The following is a 21,924-nucleotide window of genomic DNA, read 5'->3' as shown; positions in this document are numbered from 1 at the left end:
CAGTGGATCTGGAGTTATCATCAGATTTGAATTTGCGGTCACCTCTTTTCGGAGGTGACCGCAAGGGAAGGGGTGTTCACATCTGGGTTATGTCAGATCAGAAGGAACCGCGCAGCGTGACGCCGAATGTGCGCGGGGCGCTCATATAGGCGTTGGTGTCACCCGACTGGAGCGTTGTGGAGAAGTGGTTGGTGACGTAGCGCTTGTCGAACGCGTTCTGCACCCAGGCCTCAAGCGTCCAGCCATCGACGGACTTGACGCCGAGGTTGAGGTTGAGAAGGCCGAAACCACCCTGTTCCAGGAAGTTCGAGTTGTTGGTGATGTAACCACCCGAATATTGCTGGTTGATGCGGCCGATGATCGAGAAGGTATCGTTGACCGGCTTGTCCAGCTTCAGCGAGAGGCTGCCCGAGAGTTCCGGAGCGACCGCGAAACGGCGGCCCGAGAGCACCGCGCCGAGCGAGGGGTCTTCGCCCAGCTCTGCCTGGGGCAGATAAGTGACCGCTGCATCGAGCGACAGGAAGTCGTTCAGCTCCAGCGCGCTTTCGACTTCGACGCCATAGACCTCTGCCGTGCCGGCGTTGAGGACCTGGAACTGCGTGCCGACGAAGCGGGCGACCTGCAGGTCCGTCATGTCGTTATAGAAGGCCGAGAAGTTGGCGCGGCCACGGCGATCCCAGAACTGGGTCTTGAGGCCAAGTTCGTAGGCGTTGACGAATTCCGGGTCGTAGCGCGGGTCGCCGGGGGTGGCGCCGGGGAAGTAATCCGGGTTCTGACGGTATCCGCCGGCCGCGTTGGCGTCGAGGTTTACCCCGCCAGCCTTGAAGCCGCGATTGTAGCTGGCATAGAGCATGACTTCTTCGTTGAAGTGATACTGCACGCCCAGCGTACCGCTGAAGGCTTCATCGGTTTTGGATTCGTTGAAGTGGGGCGCAGGCTGGACACCGAGCACCTTGTAAACGTCGAGCGGGTTCGGACGATAGTAGAGGTTTTCGAACTGGCCCTGCTTCTTCTCCTGCGACCAGCGCAGACCGGCGGTGATGCCCCATTTCTCGTTCAGGCGGCCATCCCACTGGCCGAAGAAGGCCAGCGACTCGTTATTGCCTTCGATGACTTCGATGGAGCGCAGGCCCGGTGAGGCATCGAAGACCAGCGTTGAGGGAAGGGTGAATTCGAAGACGCGTTGCAGGTCTTCACCCCACCAGCCGGTGCGAGCCGATTTGATCGATTCGTCGGAATAGAACACGCCGACAACATAGTTGGCATCGCCTTCTGCGCCGAGATCATGCTCACCGGCATAGCTGAATTCCTGAGAGAAGAAGTTGCTCTTGAACTTCTCGTGCAGCTGCAGGAGGTCTGCGCCGGCGAAGTCTGCGTCCGTCATCTGGTCGACCTTGTACTGACGAAGCGCAGTAACGGACGACAGCTTGCCGGGACCCACATCCCAGTCAGTCTTCAGGGTGTAGCCGGTGTCTTCAACGACCTGGTTCGGCGGGATGTTGAGGATCGCTTCGTAATCATTCTTGTTGCGCGAAGTGGGCACGAGGCCGCGTTCGCGGATGATCTGGTCGACAACATTCTGGACCGGGCCGGGGACGGCATCGACCGTGCCGAAGCAGCAGTTCTCGTCCGAGCGGGCATAATCTGCGATCAGGCGGATGCGGAAATCGTCCGTCGGCTCATAAAGGAGCTGCGCCTTGATCCCATTGCCGCGGCGCTCGTTATAGTCTTCGCCGGTGTTGGGGTTTTCGAAGAAGCCTTCGCGGTTTGCCGTGATGGCGGAGACGCGCAGAGCGGCATTCTCGCCCAGCGGCGCATTCACGGTGAGTGTGCCGGTAACCGCTTCATAATTTCCGAGGGTGAGCGAGTAGTCGCCGCCTGTTTCGCCCAGAACCGGCATGGAGCTTTCCAGCAGGATGGCGCCGGCGGACGTGTTCTTGCCGAACAGCGTGCCTTGGGGGCCGCGGAGAACCTGGAGGCTGCCGACATCAAGGAAGTTCTGAAGCGCGGCGCCGGGGCGCGAGCGATAGACGCCATCGACGAACACGCCGACAGCGCCTTCAAAGGCACGGCTGGCGCCGGTGGTGCCGATGCCGCGGATCTGCAGGTTCGCTGAGGTGGCGGGGTTCGACGTGTTGCGGAAGGTAACGCTTGGCGAAACGGAGGTGATGTCGCCAATGTTTTCAACGCGCGCTTCGGCCATGAATTCGGAATCGACCGAGGTGACGGCAATTGCCGTATCCTGAAGATCGGTTGCGCGGCGGGTTGCGGTGACGACAACCTGATTGAGCTTCAGATCGCTTTGTTCGGTCTGTTCTGCAGGCGCAGACTCTTCAGTCTGAGCGACCGCAAGCGGGGCCAGCAGGGTTGTCATTGCCAGCACGGAGGAGCCCGCGAGCAGTGTACGGAGGTGGAGTTCGTTCAAGGTTTTCTCCCTGGTTGGTAGGTTCTGTCGACGTGCGCTGGCAAGTGCGGCTGACAGCGGGAAAAAGACAAAGCATCAGGGGTCGCCGCCAAAGGCGCGCGCGCAAATGAATGCCGTCAATCCGAGGACGCTCGCGCCATGCTCAGAGCACGGATCGAGTAAACCTCCCGCTATAATCAGCCGCGCGGACACTTCCATCGCTGCCAGGGTCTTCGCCCCGGTCCAGCGATAGGCAACACAAATTACCCCGTCAAACGAATTCGGGTTCCTTTTCGCTACGTAACGCTGAGGTTATTTTCTGCGCATTCAGGATCAATTTATTTGATGAGCATTCAGCATTGGATGCTCAGATTTTGAATTTCAAAAAAACATAATATAAACAGGGAGAAAATTTTTCTCTGTGCCGCTGGCGGTGAAATTTTTCAGTAAAATAAACAGCGTCAATGACGCGGCGCCAATCATAAAATTTCATGATCATTATGCTTTATGCGTGTTAAGTTGTCGGCTGTTCAGCTGGAATCTCATGGGGTGGTGGCCGGCGTTGGAACCGCTCTCCTGCCAAATGGAGCGGCGGCGCTCCGCATCTGAAGCGCCGCCACTGTTTTGCTGGCAAAAGTCAGAGGACGTTAAGGTCCACCTCAATGTTGCCGCGCGTGGCATGGGAATAGGGGCAAACTTCGTGCGCTTCGGCGACCAGTGCTTCTGCTTCGGCGCGGTCCACGTCCGGAATGGCGATGTCGAGCTTGACCGCAAGACCAAACCCTTTGTCCTCGCGCGGACCGATGCCGACCGTAGCGGTAACGGTAGAGTCTGCGGGAAGCTTGATATGCTGCCCGCGCGCAGAGACAGCTTTCATGGCCGAAAGAAAGCAGGCGGCATAGCCGGCCGCAAATAGCTGTTCGGGATTGTTGCCATTTCCTGAACCGCCCAGCTCCTTGGGCATGGCGAGGGCAACATCGAGCGCGCCATCGGCCGTTTGGGCGCGGCCATCGCGGCCACCAGTGGCGGTTGCGGTCGTTTTGTAGAGAATGTTGATGGCCATGGGGGGCTCCTTTTTTTGATTGGCTTGATGAAACAATGCGGGCGATTTAATCGCGTGCGATAGATATTGTCTTTCCCTGTTAAGACTTCAAGCCTTGCGATTAAATCGTACGCGATTTATGTTTCCGTCATGAAGAAAAAACGTGAAACCAAGGTGGAAAGTTCCACCATGACCGGGCCTGTGCTGCTGGATCAGGCGCTGTGCTTTGCCATCTATTCGGCGGGGCTGGCGTTCAACCGGGTCTACAAGCCGATCCTCGATCCGCTGGGGCTGACTTATCCGCAATACCTGGTGATGATCGCCCTGTGGGAAGCCGAAGGGCAGACGGTGAGCGAGCTGGGCCAGCATCTCTTCCTTGAATCCAATACGCTGACACCCCTGCTGAAGCGGCTTGAGACCGCCGGGCTGGTCAGCCGCACGCGGGACAAGGCCGATGAACGCCAGGTGCGCGTGTCGCTGACAGAGAAGGGCAAGGGTTTGCTGAAGGGCGCTTCCTGCGTGCCCGAGCAGGTGCTTGCGGCAACGGGGCTGACGGTGGAGCAGCTCACGCGGTTGCGCGGCTCAATCTCAACGTTGCGGGACAATCTGCGGGCAGCGTCTGACGCGGCCTGAGGCGTCACAATCGGCGCAAGACAGGCCTATGGGCTGACGATAGGGTGGGCTCCGATAATGCCTCGGAGGAAAGCCCAATGAAACTATACGTCCGTTCAGCGGCCGTGATCGCGGCCGCGCTTTCGCTCGCCGCCTGCCAGACCAGCTCGCCCGCCACCGAGGCGCCGCCGACCACGCAGGCGCAGATTGGCGAGATGCGCGAAGGCACCGGTATTCTCAATGGCTATCTGGGCGCGGGCGGCCTGCCCGACAGCGCGGCCCTGTTGCCGCCGCCCCCGGCGATGGACACTGCGGCGATGATGGCGGATCTGGAGGCCTATCAGACGACGCGGGCGTTGAAAGGCACGCCGCGCTGGGCGCAGGCGCAGGCCGACAATGAGCTGCATTTTCCTGAGGCGGCGCGCGCGTTTAGCTGCACGCTGGGCGTCGAGATTTCCGAGGAACGCACGCCGCACCTGGCGGCGCTGATGCGGCGGACGCTGACCGATGCGGGCTTTTCCACCTATCGCGCCAAGCAGGCTTACCAGCGCACGCGGCCCTTCGCGCTGCTGGAAGAGGAAAGCTGCGTGCCGCAGGAAGAAGCGGCGCTGCGGGGCGATGGATCTTATCCCTCCGGCCACACCGCGATCGGCTGGGCCTGGGGGCTGATGCTGGCGGAGCTGGCGCCGGAGCGGGCCGATGCGCTGATGAAGCGGGGCTACGAGTTTGGCCAGAGCCGCATGATCTGCGGCGTGCACTGGCAGAGCGATGTGGATGCCGGGCGGGTGATGGGCGCAGCGACGCTGGCGAAGCTGCATACAGATCCGGTGTTCCTGGCGCAGGCAAAGCTGGCGCGGGCGGAAATCGAGGCGGGCTGGACCGCTGGCGCCGCCCCGGAGGCCTGCCTGACGGCGCCCGAATAAGCGCGGGCCTGTGGATAACACCGAGCGTAAACGAGGTGTAAACGAGTTCTGTTGAATTGAGAGAGCTTGCCCTCGAATGGGCAAGGGTTTCCAACGTTTGCATAAGGCGCGCGTTCATGTCCGCACAGGTTCGTACTTCCCCACAGTCTGCCCCTCCTTCGATTGCCCGGATCATTGCCGATGAACTGGGCGTGGCCGAGCGGCAGGTTCAGGCCGTTATGGAATTGCTGGAGGAAGGCGCGACCGTTCCCTTCATCGCGCGCTATCGTAAGGAACGCACGGGCGGGCTGGACGATACGCAGCTGCGCGCACTGACCGAGCGGCTGGACTACCTCACCGACCTGGCCAAGCGCCGCGAGACCGTGCTGAGCGCGATCCGCGAGCAGGGCAAGCTGACACCGGCGCTGGAGCGCGAGATCCTGTGGGCGATGACCAAGGTGGCGCTGGAAGACCTCTACGCGCCCTATAAACAGAAACGCCGCACGAAAGCGACCATCGCGCGAGAGGCAGGCCTTGAGCCGCTGGCCGACCGTCTGCTGGCCAATCCCTCGCTGTCGCCTTTTGATGAGGCGAAGGCCTTCATCGCGTCGGGCAAGGGCGTGAAGGATGCTGACGCGGCGCTGGAAGGCGCGCGCGACATTCTCGTGGAGAAGATGGCGGAGACGCCGCGCCTTGTCGGCAAGGTGCGCGAGACAATGTGGAAGGAAGGCCAGATCGGCTCCAGCCTCGTGAAGGGCAAGGAGCAGGAGGGCGCGAAGTTTTCCGACTATTTCGATTTTGACGAACCGGTGACGGCGATGCCTTCCCACCGCGCGCTGGCTGTCCTCCGTGGGCAGAAGGAAGGCGTGCTGAAGGTGAAGCTGGGCGTACCGGTCGCGGCAGGGCGGGAGCATCCGGCGATGGCGGAGATCCGCGGCGAGTTCGGCATTGCCAAGAAGGGCCGCGCGGCCGACGCCTGGCTGCTGGAAACGGCAGAAGCGGCCTGGAAAAGCAAGCTGGAGCCATCTTCCTCCCGCGATGTGATCAGCCGCGTGAAGGAAGGCGCAGACCGCGAGGCGATCAAGGTGTTCTCGCGCAACATGCATGACCTGCTGATGGCGGCGCCCGCCGGGCCGAAGGTGGTGATGGGGATTGACCCCGGCATCCGCACAGGCTGCAAGGTGGCCGTGGTGGACGCGACCGGCAAGCTGCTGGAAACGGCGACTATCTATCCGCATGAACCGAAGAAGGATTGGGTTGGCTCGCTGACCACGCTGGCGACGCTGTGCAAGCGCTACAAGGTGGAACTCGTCAGTGTCGGGAATGGCACGGCTGGGCGGGAGACCGAGAAGCTGGTGTCCGACCTGAACACCAAATTGCCGGACCTGAAGCTGACCAAGATCATGGTGTCGGAAGCGGGCGCGTCGGTCTACTCGGCGTCGGAACTGGCCGCGAAGGAATTCCCGGAGCTGGACGTGAGCCTGCGCGGGGCAGTGTCCATTGCGCGGCGCCTGCAGGACCCGCTGGCGGAACTTGTGAAGATCGAACCCAAGGCAATTGGCGTCGGGCAGTATCAGCATGACGTGGACCAGAGCGGCCTTGCCCGCTCGCTGGACGGTGTGGTGGAAGACTGCGTGAACGCGGTGGGCGTGGATGTGAATACCGCGTCTGTCGCGCTGCTTTCCCGCGTGGCGGGCCTCAATGCGACGATTGCGGCCAATATCGTGGCCTATCGGGAGCAGAATGGCCCCTTCAAGGCGCGCACGGAATTGAAGAAGGTCGCGCGGTTCGGGCCGAAGGCGTTTGAGCAGGCCGCCGGCTTCCTCCGTATCATGAATGGCAAGAACCCGCTCGACGCCTCAGCCGTACACCCGGAAGCCTATCCGGTGGTGGAGCGGATTGCGAAACAGGCTGGCCGCAAGGTGGACACGATTATTGGCGACAAGGCATTCATCGCCAAGCTGAAGCCGGAAGACTATGCCGACGAAACCTTCGGTGTGCCGACGGTTCGCGACATTCTCAAGGAACTGGAAAAGCCGGGCCGTGACCCGCGTCCGGAATTCAAGACGGCAACCTTCCAGGAGGGCGTGGAGAAGGTCACCGACCTGAAGCCCGGAATGCGGCTGGAAGGCGTGGTGACCAATGTGACGGCCTTTGGCGCGTTTGTGGATGTGGGCGTCCATCAGGACGGCCTCGTGCACATCTCCGAGATGTCCGACACATTCGTCAAAGACCCGCATGATGTGGTCAAGGCCGGGCAGGTTGTCTCTGTGGTAGTGATGGATGTGGATGTTGCGCGCAATCGCATTGCGCTGAGCATGAAGCAGGACGGAAAGCGCCCGGCAGGCGGCGCGGCGAGCAGCGGGGCAAGGGGCGGCCAGGCGCCGGCAGGGAAATCTGCGCCCGCTGCGAAGGAGCAATCCAAGCCTTCCGACAGCCCGTTCAGCATTCTTTCCCGCCTCAAATGAGCGGGCGCGCATCAGGCCGGGACAAATCCGGGCAAGGACTGTAAACAGGCAAGGCCGCTGTGAGAGTTCACGGCGGCCTTTGTTCATCTGGCCGGGCAAGGCATGACATTATCGCTGGTCCTCACGCTTTTCTTCGGCGCCTTTTTCGACGCCACGCTGGGAACCTGTTTCTTCGTGTTTGGCGAAGCCTTCTTCCTGATGGCAGGCGGGCTGCTGTTCACCGAGAAAGCCGTGTGGGCGGTGATTGCCGTGTTTGCGGGCGCGTATGCGGCGGACCAGACAGGCTATCTGATAGGCCGGCAGATGCGGCCCTGGTTTCACCGGTTCGTGCTGGCAAAAAGCGGGCGGCGGGCCGTGCTGCGCAAGACGCGGCGGCTGTTGCGCCAGCATGGCATCAAGGCGGTGGCGGCATCGCGCCTGCTCGGGCCGGTGGCGTGGTTCATGCCGCCGGTTTGCGGCAGCGCGGGCATGCCGTGGCAGCGCTTTGCTGTGGGGTCTGCGCTGGGCGTGGCGCTGGGTGTCGGCATGTTCGTGACGCTGGGATGGGCCATCGCCTGGGGCGCAAGCCAGGGCGACGTGGATGTGGAAGGCTTCATAAGGGCGCACAAATGGGCGCTGCTCGCGGGCGGTCAGGCTGTCTTTGTGCTGATGGGGGTTATCTCACACTTTGTTGGAAACGCTCTGTTTCGGCGCGTGTAAAGGCGGCGAGGTCTGCGGCGCCATCGCGGGCGCGCAGGGCAGGCGCGAGCGCTACGGCACGGGCTTTCATGTCAGCAGAGACGAGCTGTGTCAGGCGCGCGGCGATGTCGTCCTCAGTGGCGCGGGCCTCAATATAGGCTGGCGCAACGCCGATTTGGCGCAGGCGGGCGGCATGCCAGAACTGGTCCAGCCTGTCTGGCAGGATGAGTTGCGGCGTGCCTGCGCGCAGGGCCGTGTCGAGCGTGCCTGCGCCGCCATGATGAAGCACGCCCGCGCACAGAGGTAGCAGCACGGGATGCGAGACCGGGCCACTGACGAAATGGCCACTGGTCAGGTCCGCGTCCAGCTTCTGCGCGATGCCTTCTGAAATGATGGCGCGCAGGCCGAGGCGGCGCACAGCGCGCATGAGGCGCGCCATCTGCTCGCGCGCGGCGTCGCCTTCAAAGGAACCGAGGCCAATATGGATGGGCGCCGGGCCGCTTTGGATGAACTCCAGAAGGTCGCCCGGAAGATCGTTTGTGGGCGGAATGGCAAGCGAGGGGTAAGGCGTCAGGAAATCATTGGCGCGCCAATCCACCGGAGGCACGGCTATGAGCGCGGGCGAGACGCTGGTGACGCGCGGCAAGGGGCGGCCAAGATGGCGGCGTGTTCCATGCGGGGGAATGGCGCGCAGGCCCAGCGCGCGGCGCTGACCCTTCAGCGCCTCCAGCATCAGACGCTGGGCGAGGTCGACCGTGAGATAGCCCGCGCGATTAAACGCCGTACCGTGCCAGGGGCGCCACATCATCGCGCAGGGGAGTTCGTTTGTGGGGCTGATCGCGGGTTGCTGCGCATTGAGGATATAGGGGATGGCATAGGCTTCGGCAGCAATGCGGGCGGGCGCGCAGATGCTGTTGCCCAGAACGATATCCGCGCCGCGCGCCGCTTCAAGGCAGTGGGATGTGATGTCGGCCACATAAGGTACGACCATCTCGCGCCAGTCGCGGAAGAAACTGATCGGATTGGACAGCGTGCCGCGCCGCTCGGCTTCGGCGTTCCACGCTTTCAGTGAAAAGGCGGGCGCCTTGGCGGGCGTGACGCCATGCGCGGCAATCGTTTCCGTGTATTCGCGCGGCGCCATCAGCGTCACGTCCGCGCCGCCTGCCGTGAGGGCCTGCGCTGTGGTGATGTAGGGCATCACATCGCCCAGGCTGCCGAGTGTCTGGATCGAGACCTTCATGGGATGACGACAGAGACGCGGCGTAGTTTGCGGTCCGAAGGCGGCGCGAGATCGGCGGTCGCCGTGCTGAGTTCCGGCTGGGCACCGCAGGCGGTGAACAGGGCGCGCAGGCTCGCGGCGGCAACGGGAAGGCAGTCTGCTTCAGCAGGCGCCAGTTCCAGCAGCACGCTGTTGCGGTCAGTCTGCGTTACGCGGAAATCGGAGATCCGCTGATCGGCGCGCACCACGGCATTACGGATGACATCCGGCGTTATGCGCACGGGCTTGCCGAAGCTAGGGAGCGTGAAAATATCGTCGCAGCGGCCATGCACCTGTTTCACAGGCCTGTGCGGCAGGCCGCAGGGGCAGTGAATGGTGGAAAGTTCCAGAACGTCATTCATCCGATAGCGGACCATCACCTGCGTGTTGCGGGAGAAGTCCGTTATCAGCGGCGTGACCAGATTATCGTTGCCTTCGACCGGCAGGAATTCGAACGCGACCTGATCTTCCAGCAGGTGCAGCGTTCCCAATTCGCAGGCGATGGCGAAGAGGCCTTCGGTCGCCATGTAGATTTCGCGCACGATGGTGCGGAAGCGCGCTTCGATCAGGCGGCGGTCTTCCTCATCCAGAACTTCGGCGCCAGAGAACACCCGCTCTGGCGAAATGTCCGTTCCGCTTTCGGCAAGCGCGCGCAGGAATTTTGGCGGCGCCACGATGACAGTCGGCTGGAAGTCTGCGAGCGGGGCAAACTGCGCGTCGATGCCTTCGCCAAGATCAAAGAAGCGCAGCTGGATGCGTCCACTTTCATTTGCTGCGTCATACAGGCGGCTGGCGGCGGGCAGGACGATCGCCACCTTGTGGCGGCGGGAGAGAAAGTCCGGCAGGGCGCGTGAGAGGATCGTGCCGAGCCAGCGATACCGCTCGCGCTCGGAGACGACATACAGCCCACGATTGCCGGAGGTGCCCGTGCTGGCGCCGATGGCGTATCCCTTGGGCGCGGTGCCGGCATTGAGATGCACCCAGCCCTTTGAGGCGGTGATGCCGAGCCGGTTGTAGCTTTCGAAGTCCCCCATCAGCAGGGCCTTGTCCATCACCGGCCAGTCCTGCAGGCGCTGGCCGCGGAAAGCCGCAAAGGCGGGCACGTCGGCGGCTTTGGTGCGCAGGAATTTGTTGAGGCGGCGTTCCTGCGCGCGCAGCATTGTTTCGCGCTCGCGGTACATCATCAACCGGCGGCGCGCTTCGAGGAAGCTGAGGAGCGTGAAGGCAGCGGCGCTTGGGTTCATCGTACGGCCTCCGGATCGTGGCAGAGCGCGAGGCGCCCGCCGAGGGAAACAAACGTCCGGATGCGGTCAGATGTTTCGGCAGCTGCGCTCGCGTCATCGAGGATGAAGCGTGCGGGCGCGCCCGGCGAGCGATCTTCGAGGATAGCCTGAGACAGCCAGTCGGCATCGGCTGCGTAAAGCAGGGGCGCGACGCCGCCGGTGAACACAAAGCCGGTATGCCCGCGCATGTGGCCGGGCAGGGGCACGGCCAGCACGCTTCCGTCGCCAAAAATGTCGAAGCCATCCCCCAGGCCATGCGGGGCGGGTGCTCGGGGGCTCGCCTCAAATGGCGTGAGGCGCGCGGCCAGGTCATCAGGCAGCAGCTCCCGGAAGCATCCCTTGTGCGTGCGCGCCAGCCAGCTGCTGGAAAGGAAGTGAGCGACCGAGGCGCGGTCAGCAAAAATGCGGGCGCTCGGGTAATCCTTCAGGGCACTGACGTGATCAGCGTGAAGGTGTGAGAGGAGGATCGTGTCGATCTCCGGCGCGCGGGCGGGGAGGGCGTCTGCCGTCAGTTGCGGGTTCAGCACTTTGGAGTAGAGCCAGAGCGGGAAGCTACGCTTGCCACCGGTCACGCGTGGGGAATAGCCCGTGTCGATCAGGCAACGCCCGAAGACCGGATGGTCGAACCGGCCATAGCGCACGGGAATGCGCAGCGCGCGCCACCGGCCGCCGCGCAGCACCAGCCGCTCCGGAGCGGAGACAAAGGCGCTGTTGGGGAAGGCAGGCTCGATCATCTACTGGGGTCTCTGAATGTGAGCGCAAGGCCCTCATCGAAACCAATGCGGGGCCGCCACGGGAGTTCCTTCTGTATTCGATCAAGATTCAGTGTCTGGCGGAAGGCGAAAAGGCCGGCGCTGTAGCTCGTGACTATCGGTTCGGGGTGTCCGGGCAGGGCGCGGCACACCGTTTCTGCCGCCGTTGCAGCAGTGCGCACGAGCGGCCAGGGCATCTCGCGCCAGCGCACATTGACACCCGCCATCGCGCCCGCCCGCTCGGCCACCATTCGGATCGGGAGGGCCTCGCCGCCCGACACATTGTATACGCGCGAGGCGGGATTTGGTGCCCGCAGGGCCGCGATTGCGGCGCTTGCAACGTCGTCGATATAGGTGAGGTCAGTTGCGGCAATGCCGCCGCGCATCAGCGGAAGCGGCCGTTTGGCCGCCGCGCGCAGGAGGCGGGGCAGCAGCGCGGTATCCCCCGGCCCGTAAAGCCCGCGCGGGCGCAGGATGACCGGGTCAAGCTCCGGCGCGGCGAGGACGAGCTGCTCGCTGGCCGCCTTGGTGGCGGCATAGGCGTTGACCGGTGGCGGCAGCGGCATCGTCTCGGCAATGCCTTCCTGGTCGGCGTAGCGGAAATAGATGCTCGGCGAGGAGATGTGGACAAACCGCTGCGCGCCTGCCTCCAGCGCCAGAAGCAGCGCATTGTGGGTGCCGCCGATATTGGCGCGCTCAAAGTCTGCCCGCCGGCCCCAGGGCGAGGAGAGCGCGGCGCAATGGATGACGCCGCTGGCAGACATCTCCGGCAGGGAGACGCCTTCAGCGAGGTCCAGCGCGTAAGCGTCGGCGCCCGCTTCAGCGAGCAAGGCAAGCTTTGCCAGGTCGCGGCCCAGCGCGATGACGCGCTCGCCCTCCCGCAACAATTGCCGCGCAATTGTGCCGCCGAGGAAACCGGTGGCGCCGGTGATGATCACGCCGCTCATGCTTCCAGCGTTGCCCCGCCGATGGAGACGCCCGCCGATGTGCCGATCAGCAGGATGCGGCTGCCGGGGCGCACGCGCCCTTCGCGGCGCGCGGTGTCCAGCGTCATGGGAATGGAGGCGGCGACAAGGTTTCCGGTTGTCTCGACGGTGGAGACGACCTGATCGCGCGAGAAGCCGCATTTGCGGATCATGTGTTCCAGCGCAAGCGGGCTCGCCTGATGAGGAATGACGAGATCGACCTCGCCTTGTTTCCAGCCCGCGCGATCCAGCAGGCGCGTGATGAAGGCGGGCACCTTGGCGCGTGTCAGCTTGAACAGAGCGTGGCCATCCATGCGGAAAAAAGCGTTGCGCTCGAAGGCTTCACGGTCGGTGTGGAAATCATAGCGCGTGCCGCCGGCGGGCAGCGCGCAGAAATCATATCCGTCCGACCAGGTTTCGAGGGCAACATCGCGCACGCGCAGGGAGTGTGGCGCTTCCGCGCTCATCACGAATGCGGCGGCGCCATCGCCAAAGAGGGCGGCGGTTGCCGGATCGTCCTGCCAGGGCAGGGCGCGGGTGGCGATCTCGCTGGCGACGATCAGCACGTTCCGGGCGCGGCCAGCGGAGATATAGAGCGCGGCGATGTCCATTGCGGCCACGGCGCTGAGGCAGGTGGCGTTCACATCGAAAGCGGGGAAGGCGCTGCTGCTGAGGCCGAGTTCGCGTTTCAGCAGCGCGGCGGTCGCCGGGATGGGCTGGCGGCCCACGGCGGAAGCAAACAGGAGCAGGTCGATGTCTTCTACGGGTGTACCCGCGTCTGCCAGTGCGCGGCGGGCCGCGTCCAGCGCGAGGCTCTCCTGACATTCGCCTTGTGCGGCGACCGGGCGGGAAGTTACGCCGCTCGCGCCTTGCAGCCAGCCGGCTGCCTTGCCAAGGCGCGCATCGATCTCGGCTGACGAGAGCAGGCGTCCGCCCGCGCGGGCGCCTGTGCCTATGATTGCGGCGGTGGGCATCGGGTAAGCCACTCCATCTTCGAACTACGTATAAGTGAACACTTACTCACTTGTGGGGATTCGTCAAGCGCTGTCTTTCTCGTGCAATGTATATCACTTGCAGAAATTCGTATGACCGACAGGCAGTGTAAAGCGAGCGCGTCTCGGATTTCCTGTGAAGAGTGGAAACGTTGGCGGCAGGCGCCTGAAAAGGCGGGACTTTCCCTCGCGCGGGCGCGGTTTCAATTCGCGTGCCGGAAGATTGAGTATCCTCTGCGTGATGAATATCTCTGGCGATCTGGACGCTGAGTGGGTAAATAGCAGCGATGAACCGCAGATTGACCTTCTCCCGCAAAGGGTCACACCGGGGGCTGCTGACTGCAGCGCTCGGCCTGCTTCTGCTGTTTGCGGCGGCCATTTCGGTGAGCGCGCAGTCGCGGCCTGCGGCTCTCGCGCCATTGGCGGCTTCCGGTGTCACGCAGGCGGCTGAAGCGATCCTTCCGAAGATTGGGCGGGAAAACCGCGTTCGCGTCAATGTGCCGACCCCGGACGGTGATGATGTTCCGCCGCTGCTGGCCGAGCATGAGGGCCTGTCCTTCCCGATGCCGGCGCAGGCCTCGTTGCCTGATCCGCCATTTGGTCTGCAGGTTGCGCCCCATCTTTCAACTCGTTCTGCGGCGCCCAGGGCGCCTCCCGTTTCCGCCTGATGTCCGGCTGCTGCGCGCCGTAGCGCAGCCTGTCGGTCATCCAGATGAGCTGTGGTCTGTCTTCCTCCCCCTGAGGGCGGACCCAGGCCGGGGCGGAGACCTATCTCCCATGCACATCCCCCTGTAGGAGCGCTGCTTTCCCAGCCAGTTCCTTTCGTGCGGGTCTTCGTCCCGGTCACATCGGATGATCTGACAGCCAGACAACGCTCCGCCAAAGGAGCGTGTTCACCGGCCGCCATGCGTCATGGCCTCCGGTTCCAAGGCATCCAGAGGAACCGATACATGCGAACTTCCCGTTGGGTTGTGACAACCTACGTACTCATAATCATCATGGGCCTGCTCGCAGCCCTTCCGAACATCCTGACAGATCAGCAGAAGGCAGCATTGCCCGGCTGGCTGCCCAGCAAACAGGTCACGCTCGGGCTCGACCTGCGGGGCGGCTCGCATCTTGTGCTTGAGGTCGACGCGCCCGCGTTGAAGGCCGACAGGCTGAAAGCCCTTGCCTCGGAAACACGCACGCTGATGAGCACCGAGTCCGTGCGCGGTCAGGTGGCCGTTGAAGGCGAAACAGTCTCCATCCGCATCACCGATCCTGATGGCCGCGCCAAGATCCTCGGCAAGCTCAGGGAAGAAGTGACTCAGGTTCAGCAAGCCGGAATGAAGGGTTCTGTTCCGGATGTACTGATCCAGCCGACGGGCGACAGGATCGTGCTCTCCCTGTCCGAAGCGGGCATCGCCGACAGGATCAACCAGGCAATCGGCCAGAGTGTCGAGATTGTCCGCCAGCGTGTGGACCAGATTGGTGTCGCCGAGCCCACCATCCAGCGGATTGGCACTGACAGGATACTTGTTCAGCTGCCGGGCCTGCAGGACCCGACGCGCCTGCGCGAGCTGCTGGGATCGACGGCGCAGATGTCGTTCCACATGGTCGCGCCGGAGAATTATGGCGTCGTGCCGGAAGGCGTGACGATGATGCCGGATTCCAAAACCGGCGCGCAGCTGCCGATTTACGACAAGGTGGCCCTCAGCGGCGATCACCTGTCCGATGCCCGCTCCGGCTTTGACCAGAAGACCAACCAGCCGATCGTTTCCTTCCGCTTCGATGCTGTAGGCACCAAGCAGTTCGCGGACATCACCAAGCACCATGTCGGCAAGCCGTTCGCCATCGTGCTCGATGGCAAAGTGCTGACCGCGCCGGTCATCCAGGGGCCGATCCTTGGTGGCTCGGGCCAGATCACCGGCAACTTCACGATTGAAGATACGGTCGTGCTGTCTGCCCTCCTGAGGGCTGGCGCGCTGCCAGCGCCGCTGACGGTGATTGAGGAGCGTACAGTCGGCCCCGATCTCGGGGCGGACGTGATCAATATGGGCCTGACAACCGGCCTCATCGGCTTCGGTCTCGTCGTGGGCCTCATGCTGCTGCTCTATCGTGGCTGGGGCCTGATCGCGAGTTTCGCGCTGTTCCTCAACGTCGCGCTGACCATCGGTATTCTGAGCTTCATTGGTGCAACACTGACTCTTCCGGGGATCGCGGGAATCATCCTCGGTATCGGTATCGCGGTGGATGCCAACATCCTCATCAACGAACGCATACGGGAAGAAAGCAACAAGGGCGTCAGCGCGATGGCCGCGCTCGATCGCGGCTTCAACGCTGCCTATTCAACAATCCTGGACGCAAACGTGACGACGCTGATCGCCACGGGGCTGCTCTTCATGTTTGGCTCCGGCCCGGTGAAAGGCTTCGCTGTCACCATGATCATCGGCACGCTCGTGTCGCTGTTCACGGCGGTCGCTGTGGTCCGTATCCTGATGACGTTCTGGGTGCGCCAGCGGCGGATGAAGAAGATCAATGTCGATCCGCTGTTCCGCTTTGTGAAAGATGGTTCGCGCATTTCCTTCATGAAGGCGCGCTATGCGGGCATTGCCGGGTCGCTGATCCTGTCGGTCGCCTCCATCGGCCTCTTCATGAAGCCGGGCCTGAATTATGGCATCGACTTCACGGGCGGCATCCAGGTGGAGGTGGCAACACCGGGGCCGGCCAACCTTGCCGATCTGCGGTCTGAGCTTTCGAAGCTTGGCCTGGGTGAAATCACGCTGCAGGAGATTGGCGGCAAGGACCACGTTCTGATCCGTATCCAGCGCCAGGATGGCGGGGAGGCGGCGCAGACCGCTGCTGTCAATTCGGTGCGCAGCGCCCTTCACCAGATCGACCCGCAAATCGATGTCGCCCGCACGGAGGTCGTCGGCCCGAAAGTCAGCGGCGAGCTGGCGCGGGACGGCGTCCTCGCGGTGATCATCGCGTCGATTGCCATGCTGATCTACATCTGGTGGCGGTTCGAATGGAACTTCGCGGTCGGCGCAATCGCGACTCTGGCGCTCGATACCACCAAGATGATCGGCTTCTTCGCGCTGACTGGAGTGGACTTCAACCTCACCGCCATCGCCGCGCTGCTGACCTTCATCGGCTATTCGGTGAACGACAAGGTCGTGGTCTATGACCGGATGCGCGAGAACATACGCCTCGCCAAACGATATGACCTGCGCAGTATCATCGATGTCAGCATCAACCAGGTCATGGGGCGGTGTATCTTCACCTCGATGACGACCCTGCTGGCCATTGTCCCGATGGCGATCTGGGGCGGCAGCGCGGTGGAGAACTTTGCCCTGCCAATGGTGTTCGGCGTCATCATCGCCACGACATCGTCGATCTTCATCGCGGCGCCCATCCTGCTGTTCCTGGGCAACCTTGCCCAGCGGCACCAGCATTCCGGGGTTTCTCAGATCGAGGCTCCAACCCTCTGAGAGCCCGGATAGGGAGCGCCGCGACCTGCCTGTCCTTCTGCGGCGCTCCCATTTTTTCTTTTTTGTAACGATACGGTCTTTTTGGCACCCCGGCGCAGATCGCGTTCGGGGTGACCATTTTTCAGGCGGAAGATGCCGGGAGTGGCTCGCAACTGCACAACGTTGCCAACTGTGTCCGCCCACAATAGCTGGGCCACAAATCCGCCTTCGGTTTGCCTTATTCACATGAATAACAGCCCTTGTTTGCCCTCCCACCAGACGACGCACCACAGATATGGCCAATCCGCATCAGCGACCGGCGCCTCCAGCAGAGGCGCGCAGTTCGTGAGGCAACTTTTTGCGGCCGCGATCGTTGAACAGGCTCAGGGCATTTTTGCGCTGCATAACCGGTTCCCGGCGTTGGGGGCCAGGGATCGGATCGAGGAGTAAAGCTTGAGGCACTTCCAAAGGGTCTCTGTCAGGATGGTCTGCGGCCTCGCAATGGCCGGTTTTCTGATTTCCAGCTGTTCCCCCTCTGCTGACCCGGCGCCGGAAGCGCCGCCTGCGTCAACCCCGGCGGACCCAGCGCTGAATGTTGCGCAGGCCGCTGTGGAGCCCGAACTGGCAGCCGCGCCCGACGCCGTGACGGAATCTCTCAGCGCCGAAGCCGCCGCCGCGCTGGCCGAGTCCGAGAAAGATCCAGCCTCCACGCCGCCTCCGCCGGTCACCCCGGAGTTCGACTTTGAAGACGTGCGCCGCAAGGCCGAGATACTCGCCAGCCGCGACTTCCAGACACCGCCCGGTATCCCGAAGGAGGCCGGAGCGCTCGACTATGATGGCTACCGCCGCATCCAGTTGCGCCCTGAAGTCGCCCTCTGGTCGGACGCCACCGACAAGTTCCGCGTCCTGCCGGACCCGCGCGGCTATCTCTTCAACCATGCCATCCGCCTCAATGTTGTGGCCGATGGCAACGAAGTGCCGCGCCCTTACTCGGCCGACGATTTCAATTTCTATGATTTGCCGCTGCCGGATGAAGCCAAGAAGCTGCTCGGCTTTGCCGGTTTCCGCGTGGTGTCGCCGCTGAACATTGCCGGCAAGTGGGATGAGCTGATCAGCTTCCGCGGCGCGAGCTTTTTCCGCGCGCTGGGCGCCGGAAACCTCTATGGCGCCTCGGCGCGGGGCATCTCGATCGGCACGGCTTCCCCCGAGGGCGAGCAGTTCCCGTATTTCCGCGAATTCTGGATCGTGAAGCCGGTGCCAGGTGCGGACTCGATCCGCATCTATGCGCTGATGGACGGCGAGAGCATCACCGGCGCCTATGAGTTCACCGTCTCGCCGGGCCCGGAAACGAAGATCCAGGTGACGGCAACGCTGTTCCCGCGCAAGCCGCTCTCCACGGTCGGCATCTCGCCGCTGACTTCGATGTATTTCTTCTCGCCGCACGACATCCGCAAGAACACCAGCGACTTCCGCCCCGCTGTCCACGACTCCGAGGGCCTGTCGATCCAGATGTACAATGGCGAGTGGGTGTGGCGTCCACTGTTCAATCCGAAAGACCTTCAAGTCTCCGTGCTGGCGGATCGTCCGCCGCTCGGCTTTGGCCTGGTCCAGCGCAAGCGCGCTTTCGAGGATTATTCAGATATAGAGGCCGGCTACCATCATCGCCCGACCGTCTGGGTACAGCCCAAGACCGGCTGGGGGGAGGGCGCTCTGACTCTGGTCGAAATTCCGACTGCGAACGAATACAACGACAACATCGTTGCCTACTGGAAGCCGAAGGTCGCCTGGCAGCCAGGCACAGCCTACACAGTTTCCTATGACATGAAATGGAGCCTGCTGACGCCATCCATGCCGGATGTCGCCACGGTGGAGAACACCTTTGCCGGCGTTAAGCCCGGTGCCACACAGCAGCTATTCGTGATCGATTACGACCACATCCCGGAAGCACTCGTAGAAGGGGCTGAAGCGGATGTCACCACATCTGCCGGCAAGATCCTCAATCCGGTGATCAAGACCAATCCAGAGACCGGAAAAATCCGGCTGAGCTTCGAGCTCGAAGCTCCGAATACGGATGTGGCAGAGCTTCGCGCTCTGCTCACCAAAGGGGGGAAGCCTGTAACCGAGACCTGGCTTTATCGTTGGCGGAAGGAATAACCTTGCTGCGCGCACGCCCCACAGAATTCCCGATTGATATGCCCAGCCAATCCCTTGCTGGCCCGGTGCCCGTTGCTGGGCGCCGTCCGGTCTCGGCCATGTGGCGCAAGCTGTTTGTTCTCGTTTCATCGCTGGGGCTGACGGCCTGGGCGACCTACGAGATGCACGAAGTGCTTTCGGTTTCCGGGCTCACGCTGCTGGAATGGGCGCTGCTGGCGATCTTCGCCATCAACATCGTCTGGGTCTGCTACGCCTTCATCAACGCCACGCTGGGCTTTGGCTCCGCTGTCGGCTCGCTGATGAAAAAGCCACGCGGCGATGCCGGGCCGGACCTGCGCAACACGCGCACCGTCATTGCCTTCCCGATCTATAACGAGAATGTCGAACACATCTTCGGAACGGTGCTGGCCACCGCGCAGATGATGTCCGGCGCGCCGGGCCGGTTTGACTGTTTCATCCTTAGCGACACGACAGACCCTGATGTCGCGCTGGAAGAAGAAGCGGCCTTCGAGCGTATCCGCCAGCAGGCGCCGTTGGATGTGCGCGTCTGGTATCGTCGCCGCACGATCAATCATCACCGCAAGTCTGGCAACATCCGCGACTTCGTCACGCGCTGGGGTGGCCGTTACGATTACATGATCGTCTATGACGCCGACTCCTATATGGAGCGCGACACGCTGATCGATCTCGTGCGTCAGATGGAAGAAGCCCCGCGTACCGGCCTCATCCAGACCATTCCTCAGCTGGTCGGCGGGGAGAGCCTGTTTGCCCGCATCCAGCAATTCGCCGCTGCCCTTTATGGCCCCGTTCTGGGTCACGGCATCGCGTGGTGGGCGCAGAAGGAAGGCAACTTCTGGGGCCACAACGCGATCATCCGTGTGCAGGCGATGGCGCAGGCCGCTGGCCTGCCGGAGCTGCCGGGCCGTGCCCCCTTCGGTGGCCATATTCTCAGCCATGACTTTGTTGAAGCTGCGCTTCTGCGCCGGGCTGGCTGGAACGTCGAAATCAAGCCCGCGATGAGCGGCTCTTTCGAGCAAGGCCCGCCGACGATCATCGACCTTGTGATCCGCGACCGCCGCTGGTGCCAGGGCAACATGCAACACATGCTGGTGCTGCTGAAAACGCGCGGTCTTGCCTGGACCAGCCGTTTCCACCTGATCACCGGAATCTTCTCTTACCTGTCCTCGCCGCTCTGGCTGGTCTTCATTACGGTCGGTATGGCCCTGTCACTGCAGAACAGCTTCATGCGCCCGTCCTATTTCGGCGACGGTTTCTCGCTGTTCCCGACTTGGCCTGTGATCGACTCCGTTCGCGCGCTGAACCTCTTCATCGTCACGATGGTCATTCTCTTCGCGCCGAAGATCTATGGCCTGATCTATGGCCTCATCAGCCCGCTCTGGCGCAAGCAGGTCGGCATGTTCCGCACCATGTTTGGTGTGCTGACGGAAACCTTCCTGTCGGTGCTGATCGCGCCGATCATGATGGTAACGCAGACGGGCGCCGTCATCAGCGTGCTCAGCGGGCGCGACTCCGGCTGGTCGCCGCAGAAGCGCACCGAAGACGGCTACTCGCTGCTCGCCACCCTGCGCCACAGCGCGCCGGCGATGACGCTCGGCGTCGTGCTCAGCGTGTCTGCCATGATCATCTCGCCGGTCTATGCGGCCTGGCTCGCCCCGGCGACCATCGGTCTCCTGCTCAGCGTGCCGCTGTCTTACTGGACGGCAAAGCGTTCGGCCGGGCGCTTCTTCCGCCGCATGGGGGCGCTGGTGTCTCCGGCTGAGGTCGAAGTGCCTGCCTCCTTCGCCGCGGCTCAGGAAGCCCAGCTTGCCTTCCGCGACTTGCGTCCGTCGGACCTCTACACCCTGCTGCTCGACCAGACGAAACAGCAGCGCCGCTGCGCGCTTGTGGATACGCACTGGTCGCTGGCCCGTAATGAGGTTCACACGCCGCTCGCCATCGCGCGGGCGCGCACCGAACATGCCGAGTCCGCAGGGGACTATGTTTCCGCGCTTACCAAGAGCGAGAAGATCGCCTTGCTGAACTCCTGCCGCGATCTGGCTTCGGTCAGCGCGCTGTTCTCCTCGTCCAGCCGGCCGCTCAGCCGTCACATTCTCAATGGCGGCCACCTGCTGCCCGCAGAGGCTGCACAGGACCGCTCTGCCTGATAAGGGTCTCCCTCTGATGTAAGAGGGAGGCTCTCATGGCGGTGGACGATATTATCAGCAATCCGGCTTACCAGCTCGCAGCGCTGGATCAGGATTTCATCCTGGGCGACGCCATGCGCGGCGCCCGCTTCATGATGGAATACATGAAGACGGAGGAGAACCTCCGCCGCGAGCGCATCGACTCCACCATCGTCGTGTTCGGCAGCGCCCGGATGCATGAGGATGGCAATGCGTGGCAGTCTGGCATCTACAACGCCGCGCGCACTTTCGGCCGCATCGCCTCGGAACGCGGCGGCGCGCTGTGCGATGAACACACCCAGCGGAACAATGTGATCGCCACCGGCGGTGGCCCCGGCGTGATGGAAGCGGCCAATCGCGGCGCGCGCGACGCCGGAGCGGTGACCATCGGCTTCAACATCCAGCTGCCGCACGAGCAGTTTCCCAACCCCTACATCACGCCGAACCTTTGCTTCCAGTTCCACTATTTTGCCATGCGCAAGATGCACCTCGCGATGCGCTCGCGCGGGCTGGTGATCTTCCCCGGCGGCTTCGGCACGCTGGACGAGCTGTTCGAGATCCTCACCCTCAGTCAGACTGGCAAGGGCCACTCCATGCCCGTGGTGCTCTACGATCGCAGCTTCTGGACGCGCATCATCAACTTCGAAGCGCTCGTTGAAGTCGGCACGATCAGCGAGGGCGATCTGAAACTGTTCGAGTTCGCTGATGATCCGGAGGAAGCCTGGGAGAGCCTCGTGGCGCGCGGCCTCGAACTGCCTCCCAAGTCCTTTCCGTATTGATGT

General features: G+C 62.9%; 16 protein-coding genes. 9 read left to right on the top strand and 7 right to left on the bottom strand.

All coding sequences use genetic code 11. The features are described from left to right. Positions 1 to 97: 97 nt before the first annotated feature. The gene (locus tag K1X12_RS14170; protein ID WP_220988213.1) at positions 98 to 2,425 is read right to left on the bottom strand and encodes a TonB-dependent receptor; all 2,328 of its coding nucleotides are present in this window, start codon (positions 2,423 to 2,425) and stop codon (positions 98 to 100) included. Between the two features lie 616 nt (positions 2,426 to 3,041). Continuing rightward, on the bottom strand, positions 3,042 to 3,467 hold the full coding sequence (locus K1X12_RS14165; RefSeq protein ID WP_220988212.1) for an organic hydroperoxide resistance protein: 426 nt from the start codon (positions 3,465 to 3,467) through the stop codon (positions 3,042 to 3,044). Between the two features lie 129 nt (positions 3,468 to 3,596). On the opposite strand from K1X12_RS14165, the gene K1X12_RS14160 reads away from it, so the two are divergent. The 4 genes from K1X12_RS14160 to K1X12_RS14145 all read left to right on the top strand — a co-directional run bounded on the left by K1X12_RS14160 (position 3,597) and on the right by K1X12_RS14145 (position 8,127). Further along, a complete protein-coding gene (locus K1X12_RS14160) occupies positions 3,597 to 4,079 on the top strand; it encodes a MarR family winged helix-turn-helix transcriptional regulator (RefSeq protein ID WP_220988211.1) in 483 nt (160 codons plus the stop codon). 77 nt (positions 4,080 to 4,156) lie between these two features. After that, on the top strand, positions 4,157 to 4,981 hold the full coding sequence (locus tag K1X12_RS14155; protein WP_220988210.1) for an acid phosphatase: 825 nt from the start codon (positions 4,157 to 4,159) through the stop codon (positions 4,979 to 4,981). Between the two features lie 116 nt (positions 4,982 to 5,097). Next, positions 5,098 to 7,428 carry a Tex family protein gene (locus tag K1X12_RS14150; protein ID WP_220988209.1) on the top strand — a complete coding sequence of 777 codons (2,331 nt, stop codon included), beginning with the start codon at positions 5,098 to 5,100 and terminating at the stop codon, positions 7,426 to 7,428. A 102-nt stretch (positions 7,429 to 7,530) separates the two neighbouring features. Beyond that, on the top strand, positions 7,531 to 8,127 hold the full coding sequence (locus K1X12_RS14145) for a DedA family protein (protein ID WP_220988208.1): 597 nt from the start codon (positions 7,531 to 7,533) through the stop codon (positions 8,125 to 8,127). Here K1X12_RS14145 and K1X12_RS14140 read toward each other — a convergent pair. Genes K1X12_RS14140 through K1X12_RS14120 form a run of 5 tightly spaced genes read right to left on the bottom strand, consistent with a single transcriptional unit; the run spans position 8,084 to position 13,338 of the window. Then, positions 8,084 to 9,346 carry a glycosyltransferase gene (locus K1X12_RS14140; RefSeq protein WP_220988207.1) on the bottom strand — a complete coding sequence of 421 codons (1,263 nt, stop codon included), beginning with the start codon at positions 9,344 to 9,346 and terminating at the stop codon, positions 8,084 to 8,086. The genes K1X12_RS14145 and K1X12_RS14140 overlap by 44 nt on opposite strands. Further along, a complete protein-coding gene (locus K1X12_RS14135) occupies positions 9,343 to 10,608 on the bottom strand; it encodes a F390 synthetase-related protein (RefSeq protein ID WP_220988206.1) in 1,266 nt (421 codons plus the stop codon). Before K1X12_RS14135 ends, K1X12_RS14140 begins: the two co-directional genes overlap by 4 nt. Continuing rightward, positions 10,605 to 11,381 (bottom strand): MBL fold metallo-hydrolase, encoded by a 777-nt coding sequence (locus K1X12_RS14130; RefSeq protein WP_220988205.1) that lies wholly within the window; start codon positions 11,379 to 11,381, stop codon positions 10,605 to 10,607. Before K1X12_RS14130 ends, K1X12_RS14135 begins: the two co-directional genes overlap by 4 nt. Then, the gene (locus K1X12_RS14125) at positions 11,378 to 12,346 is read right to left on the bottom strand and encodes an NAD-dependent epimerase/dehydratase family protein (protein ID WP_220988204.1); all 969 of its coding nucleotides are present in this window, start codon (positions 12,344 to 12,346) and stop codon (positions 11,378 to 11,380) included. Before K1X12_RS14125 ends, K1X12_RS14130 begins: the two co-directional genes overlap by 4 nt. After that, on the bottom strand, positions 12,343 to 13,338 hold the full coding sequence (locus K1X12_RS14120) for a 3-oxoacyl-ACP synthase III family protein (protein WP_220988203.1): 996 nt from the start codon (positions 13,336 to 13,338) through the stop codon (positions 12,343 to 12,345). Before K1X12_RS14120 ends, K1X12_RS14125 begins: the two co-directional genes overlap by 4 nt. Positions 13,339 to 13,643: 305 nt before the next feature. Between K1X12_RS14120 and K1X12_RS14115 the strand changes: the two genes are divergently transcribed. From K1X12_RS14115 to K1X12_RS14095, 5 genes are all read left to right on the top strand, one after another. After that, complete coding sequence (locus K1X12_RS14115) at positions 13,644 to 14,024, top strand: hypothetical protein (protein ID WP_220988202.1); 381 nt, start codon at positions 13,644 to 13,646, stop codon at positions 14,022 to 14,024. Positions 14,025 to 14,306: 282 nt separating this feature from the next. Beyond that, positions 14,307 to 16,826 carry a protein translocase subunit SecD gene (gene secD, locus K1X12_RS14110; RefSeq protein WP_220988201.1) on the top strand — a complete coding sequence of 840 codons (2,520 nt, stop codon included), beginning with the start codon at positions 14,307 to 14,309 and terminating at the stop codon, positions 16,824 to 16,826. Between the two features lie 480 nt (positions 16,827 to 17,306). Further along, entirely contained in the window at positions 17,307 to 18,959 is a 1,653-nt protein-coding gene (locus K1X12_RS14105) for a glucan biosynthesis protein G (protein ID WP_220988200.1), read from the top strand. A 2-nt stretch (positions 18,960 to 18,961) separates the two neighbouring features. Beyond that, positions 18,962 to 21,124 carry a glucans biosynthesis glucosyltransferase MdoH gene (mdoH, locus tag K1X12_RS14100; RefSeq protein ID WP_225907988.1) on the top strand — a complete coding sequence of 721 codons (2,163 nt, stop codon included), beginning with the start codon at positions 18,962 to 18,964 and terminating at the stop codon, positions 21,122 to 21,124. Between the two features lie 35 nt (positions 21,125 to 21,159). Then, positions 21,160 to 21,921, top strand: coding sequence for an LOG family protein (locus K1X12_RS14095; protein ID WP_220988199.1), 762 nt, complete (start codon positions 21,160 to 21,162; stop codon positions 21,919 to 21,921). The last annotated feature ends 3 nt before the right edge of the window (positions 21,922 to 21,924 follow it).

This window comes from Hyphomonas sediminis, assembly GCF_019679475.1.
Classification (GTDB): Bacteria; Pseudomonadota; Alphaproteobacteria; order Caulobacterales; family Hyphomonadaceae; genus Hyphomonas; species Hyphomonas sediminis.
Note: the sequence above shows the minus strand (reverse complement) of the source record. Positions and strands in the feature narration are given on the sequence as shown.

What these genes read in the sequence shown, in the direction of transcription:
- K1X12_RS14165 (WP_220988212.1), bottom strand. Translation starts at nt 3,467, where the DNA reads ATGGCCATCAACATTCTCTACAAAACGACCGCAACCGCCACTGGTGGC.
- K1X12_RS14160 (WP_220988211.1), top strand. Translation starts at nt 3,597, where the DNA reads ATGAAGAAAAAACGTGAAACCAAGGTGGAAAGTTCCACCATGACCGGG.
- K1X12_RS14155 (WP_220988210.1), top strand. Translation starts at nt 4,157, where the DNA reads ATGAAACTATACGTCCGTTCAGCGGCCGTGATCGCGGCCGCGCTTTCG.
- K1X12_RS14150 (WP_220988209.1), top strand. Translation starts at nt 5,098, where the DNA reads ATGTCCGCACAGGTTCGTACTTCCCCACAGTCTGCCCCTCCTTCGATT.
- K1X12_RS14145 (WP_220988208.1), top strand. Translation starts at nt 7,531, where the DNA reads ATGACATTATCGCTGGTCCTCACGCTTTTCTTCGGCGCCTTTTTCGAC.
- K1X12_RS14140 (WP_220988207.1), bottom strand. Translation starts at nt 9,346, where the DNA reads ATGAAGGTCTCGATCCAGACACTCGGCAGCCTGGGCGATGTGATGCCC.
- K1X12_RS14135 (WP_220988206.1), bottom strand. Translation starts at nt 10,608, where the DNA reads ATGAACCCAAGCGCCGCTGCCTTCACGCTCCTCAGCTTCCTCGAAGCG.
- K1X12_RS14130 (WP_220988205.1), bottom strand. Translation starts at nt 11,381, where the DNA reads ATGATCGAGCCTGCCTTCCCCAACAGCGCCTTTGTCTCCGCTCCGGAG.
- K1X12_RS14125 (WP_220988204.1), bottom strand. Translation starts at nt 12,346, where the DNA reads ATGAGCGGCGTGATCATCACCGGCGCCACCGGTTTCCTCGGCGGCACA.
- K1X12_RS14120 (WP_220988203.1), bottom strand. Translation starts at nt 13,338, where the DNA reads ATGCCCACCGCCGCAATCATAGGCACAGGCGCCCGCGCGGGCGGACGC.
- K1X12_RS14115 (WP_220988202.1), top strand. Translation starts at nt 13,644, where the DNA reads ATGAACCGCAGATTGACCTTCTCCCGCAAAGGGTCACACCGGGGGCTG.
- secD (WP_220988201.1), top strand. Translation starts at nt 14,307, where the DNA reads ATGCGAACTTCCCGTTGGGTTGTGACAACCTACGTACTCATAATCATC.
- K1X12_RS14105 (WP_220988200.1), top strand. Translation starts at nt 17,307, where the DNA reads ATGGCCGGTTTTCTGATTTCCAGCTGTTCCCCCTCTGCTGACCCGGCG.
- K1X12_RS14095 (WP_220988199.1), top strand. Translation starts at nt 21,160, where the DNA reads ATGGCGGTGGACGATATTATCAGCAATCCGGCTTACCAGCTCGCAGCG.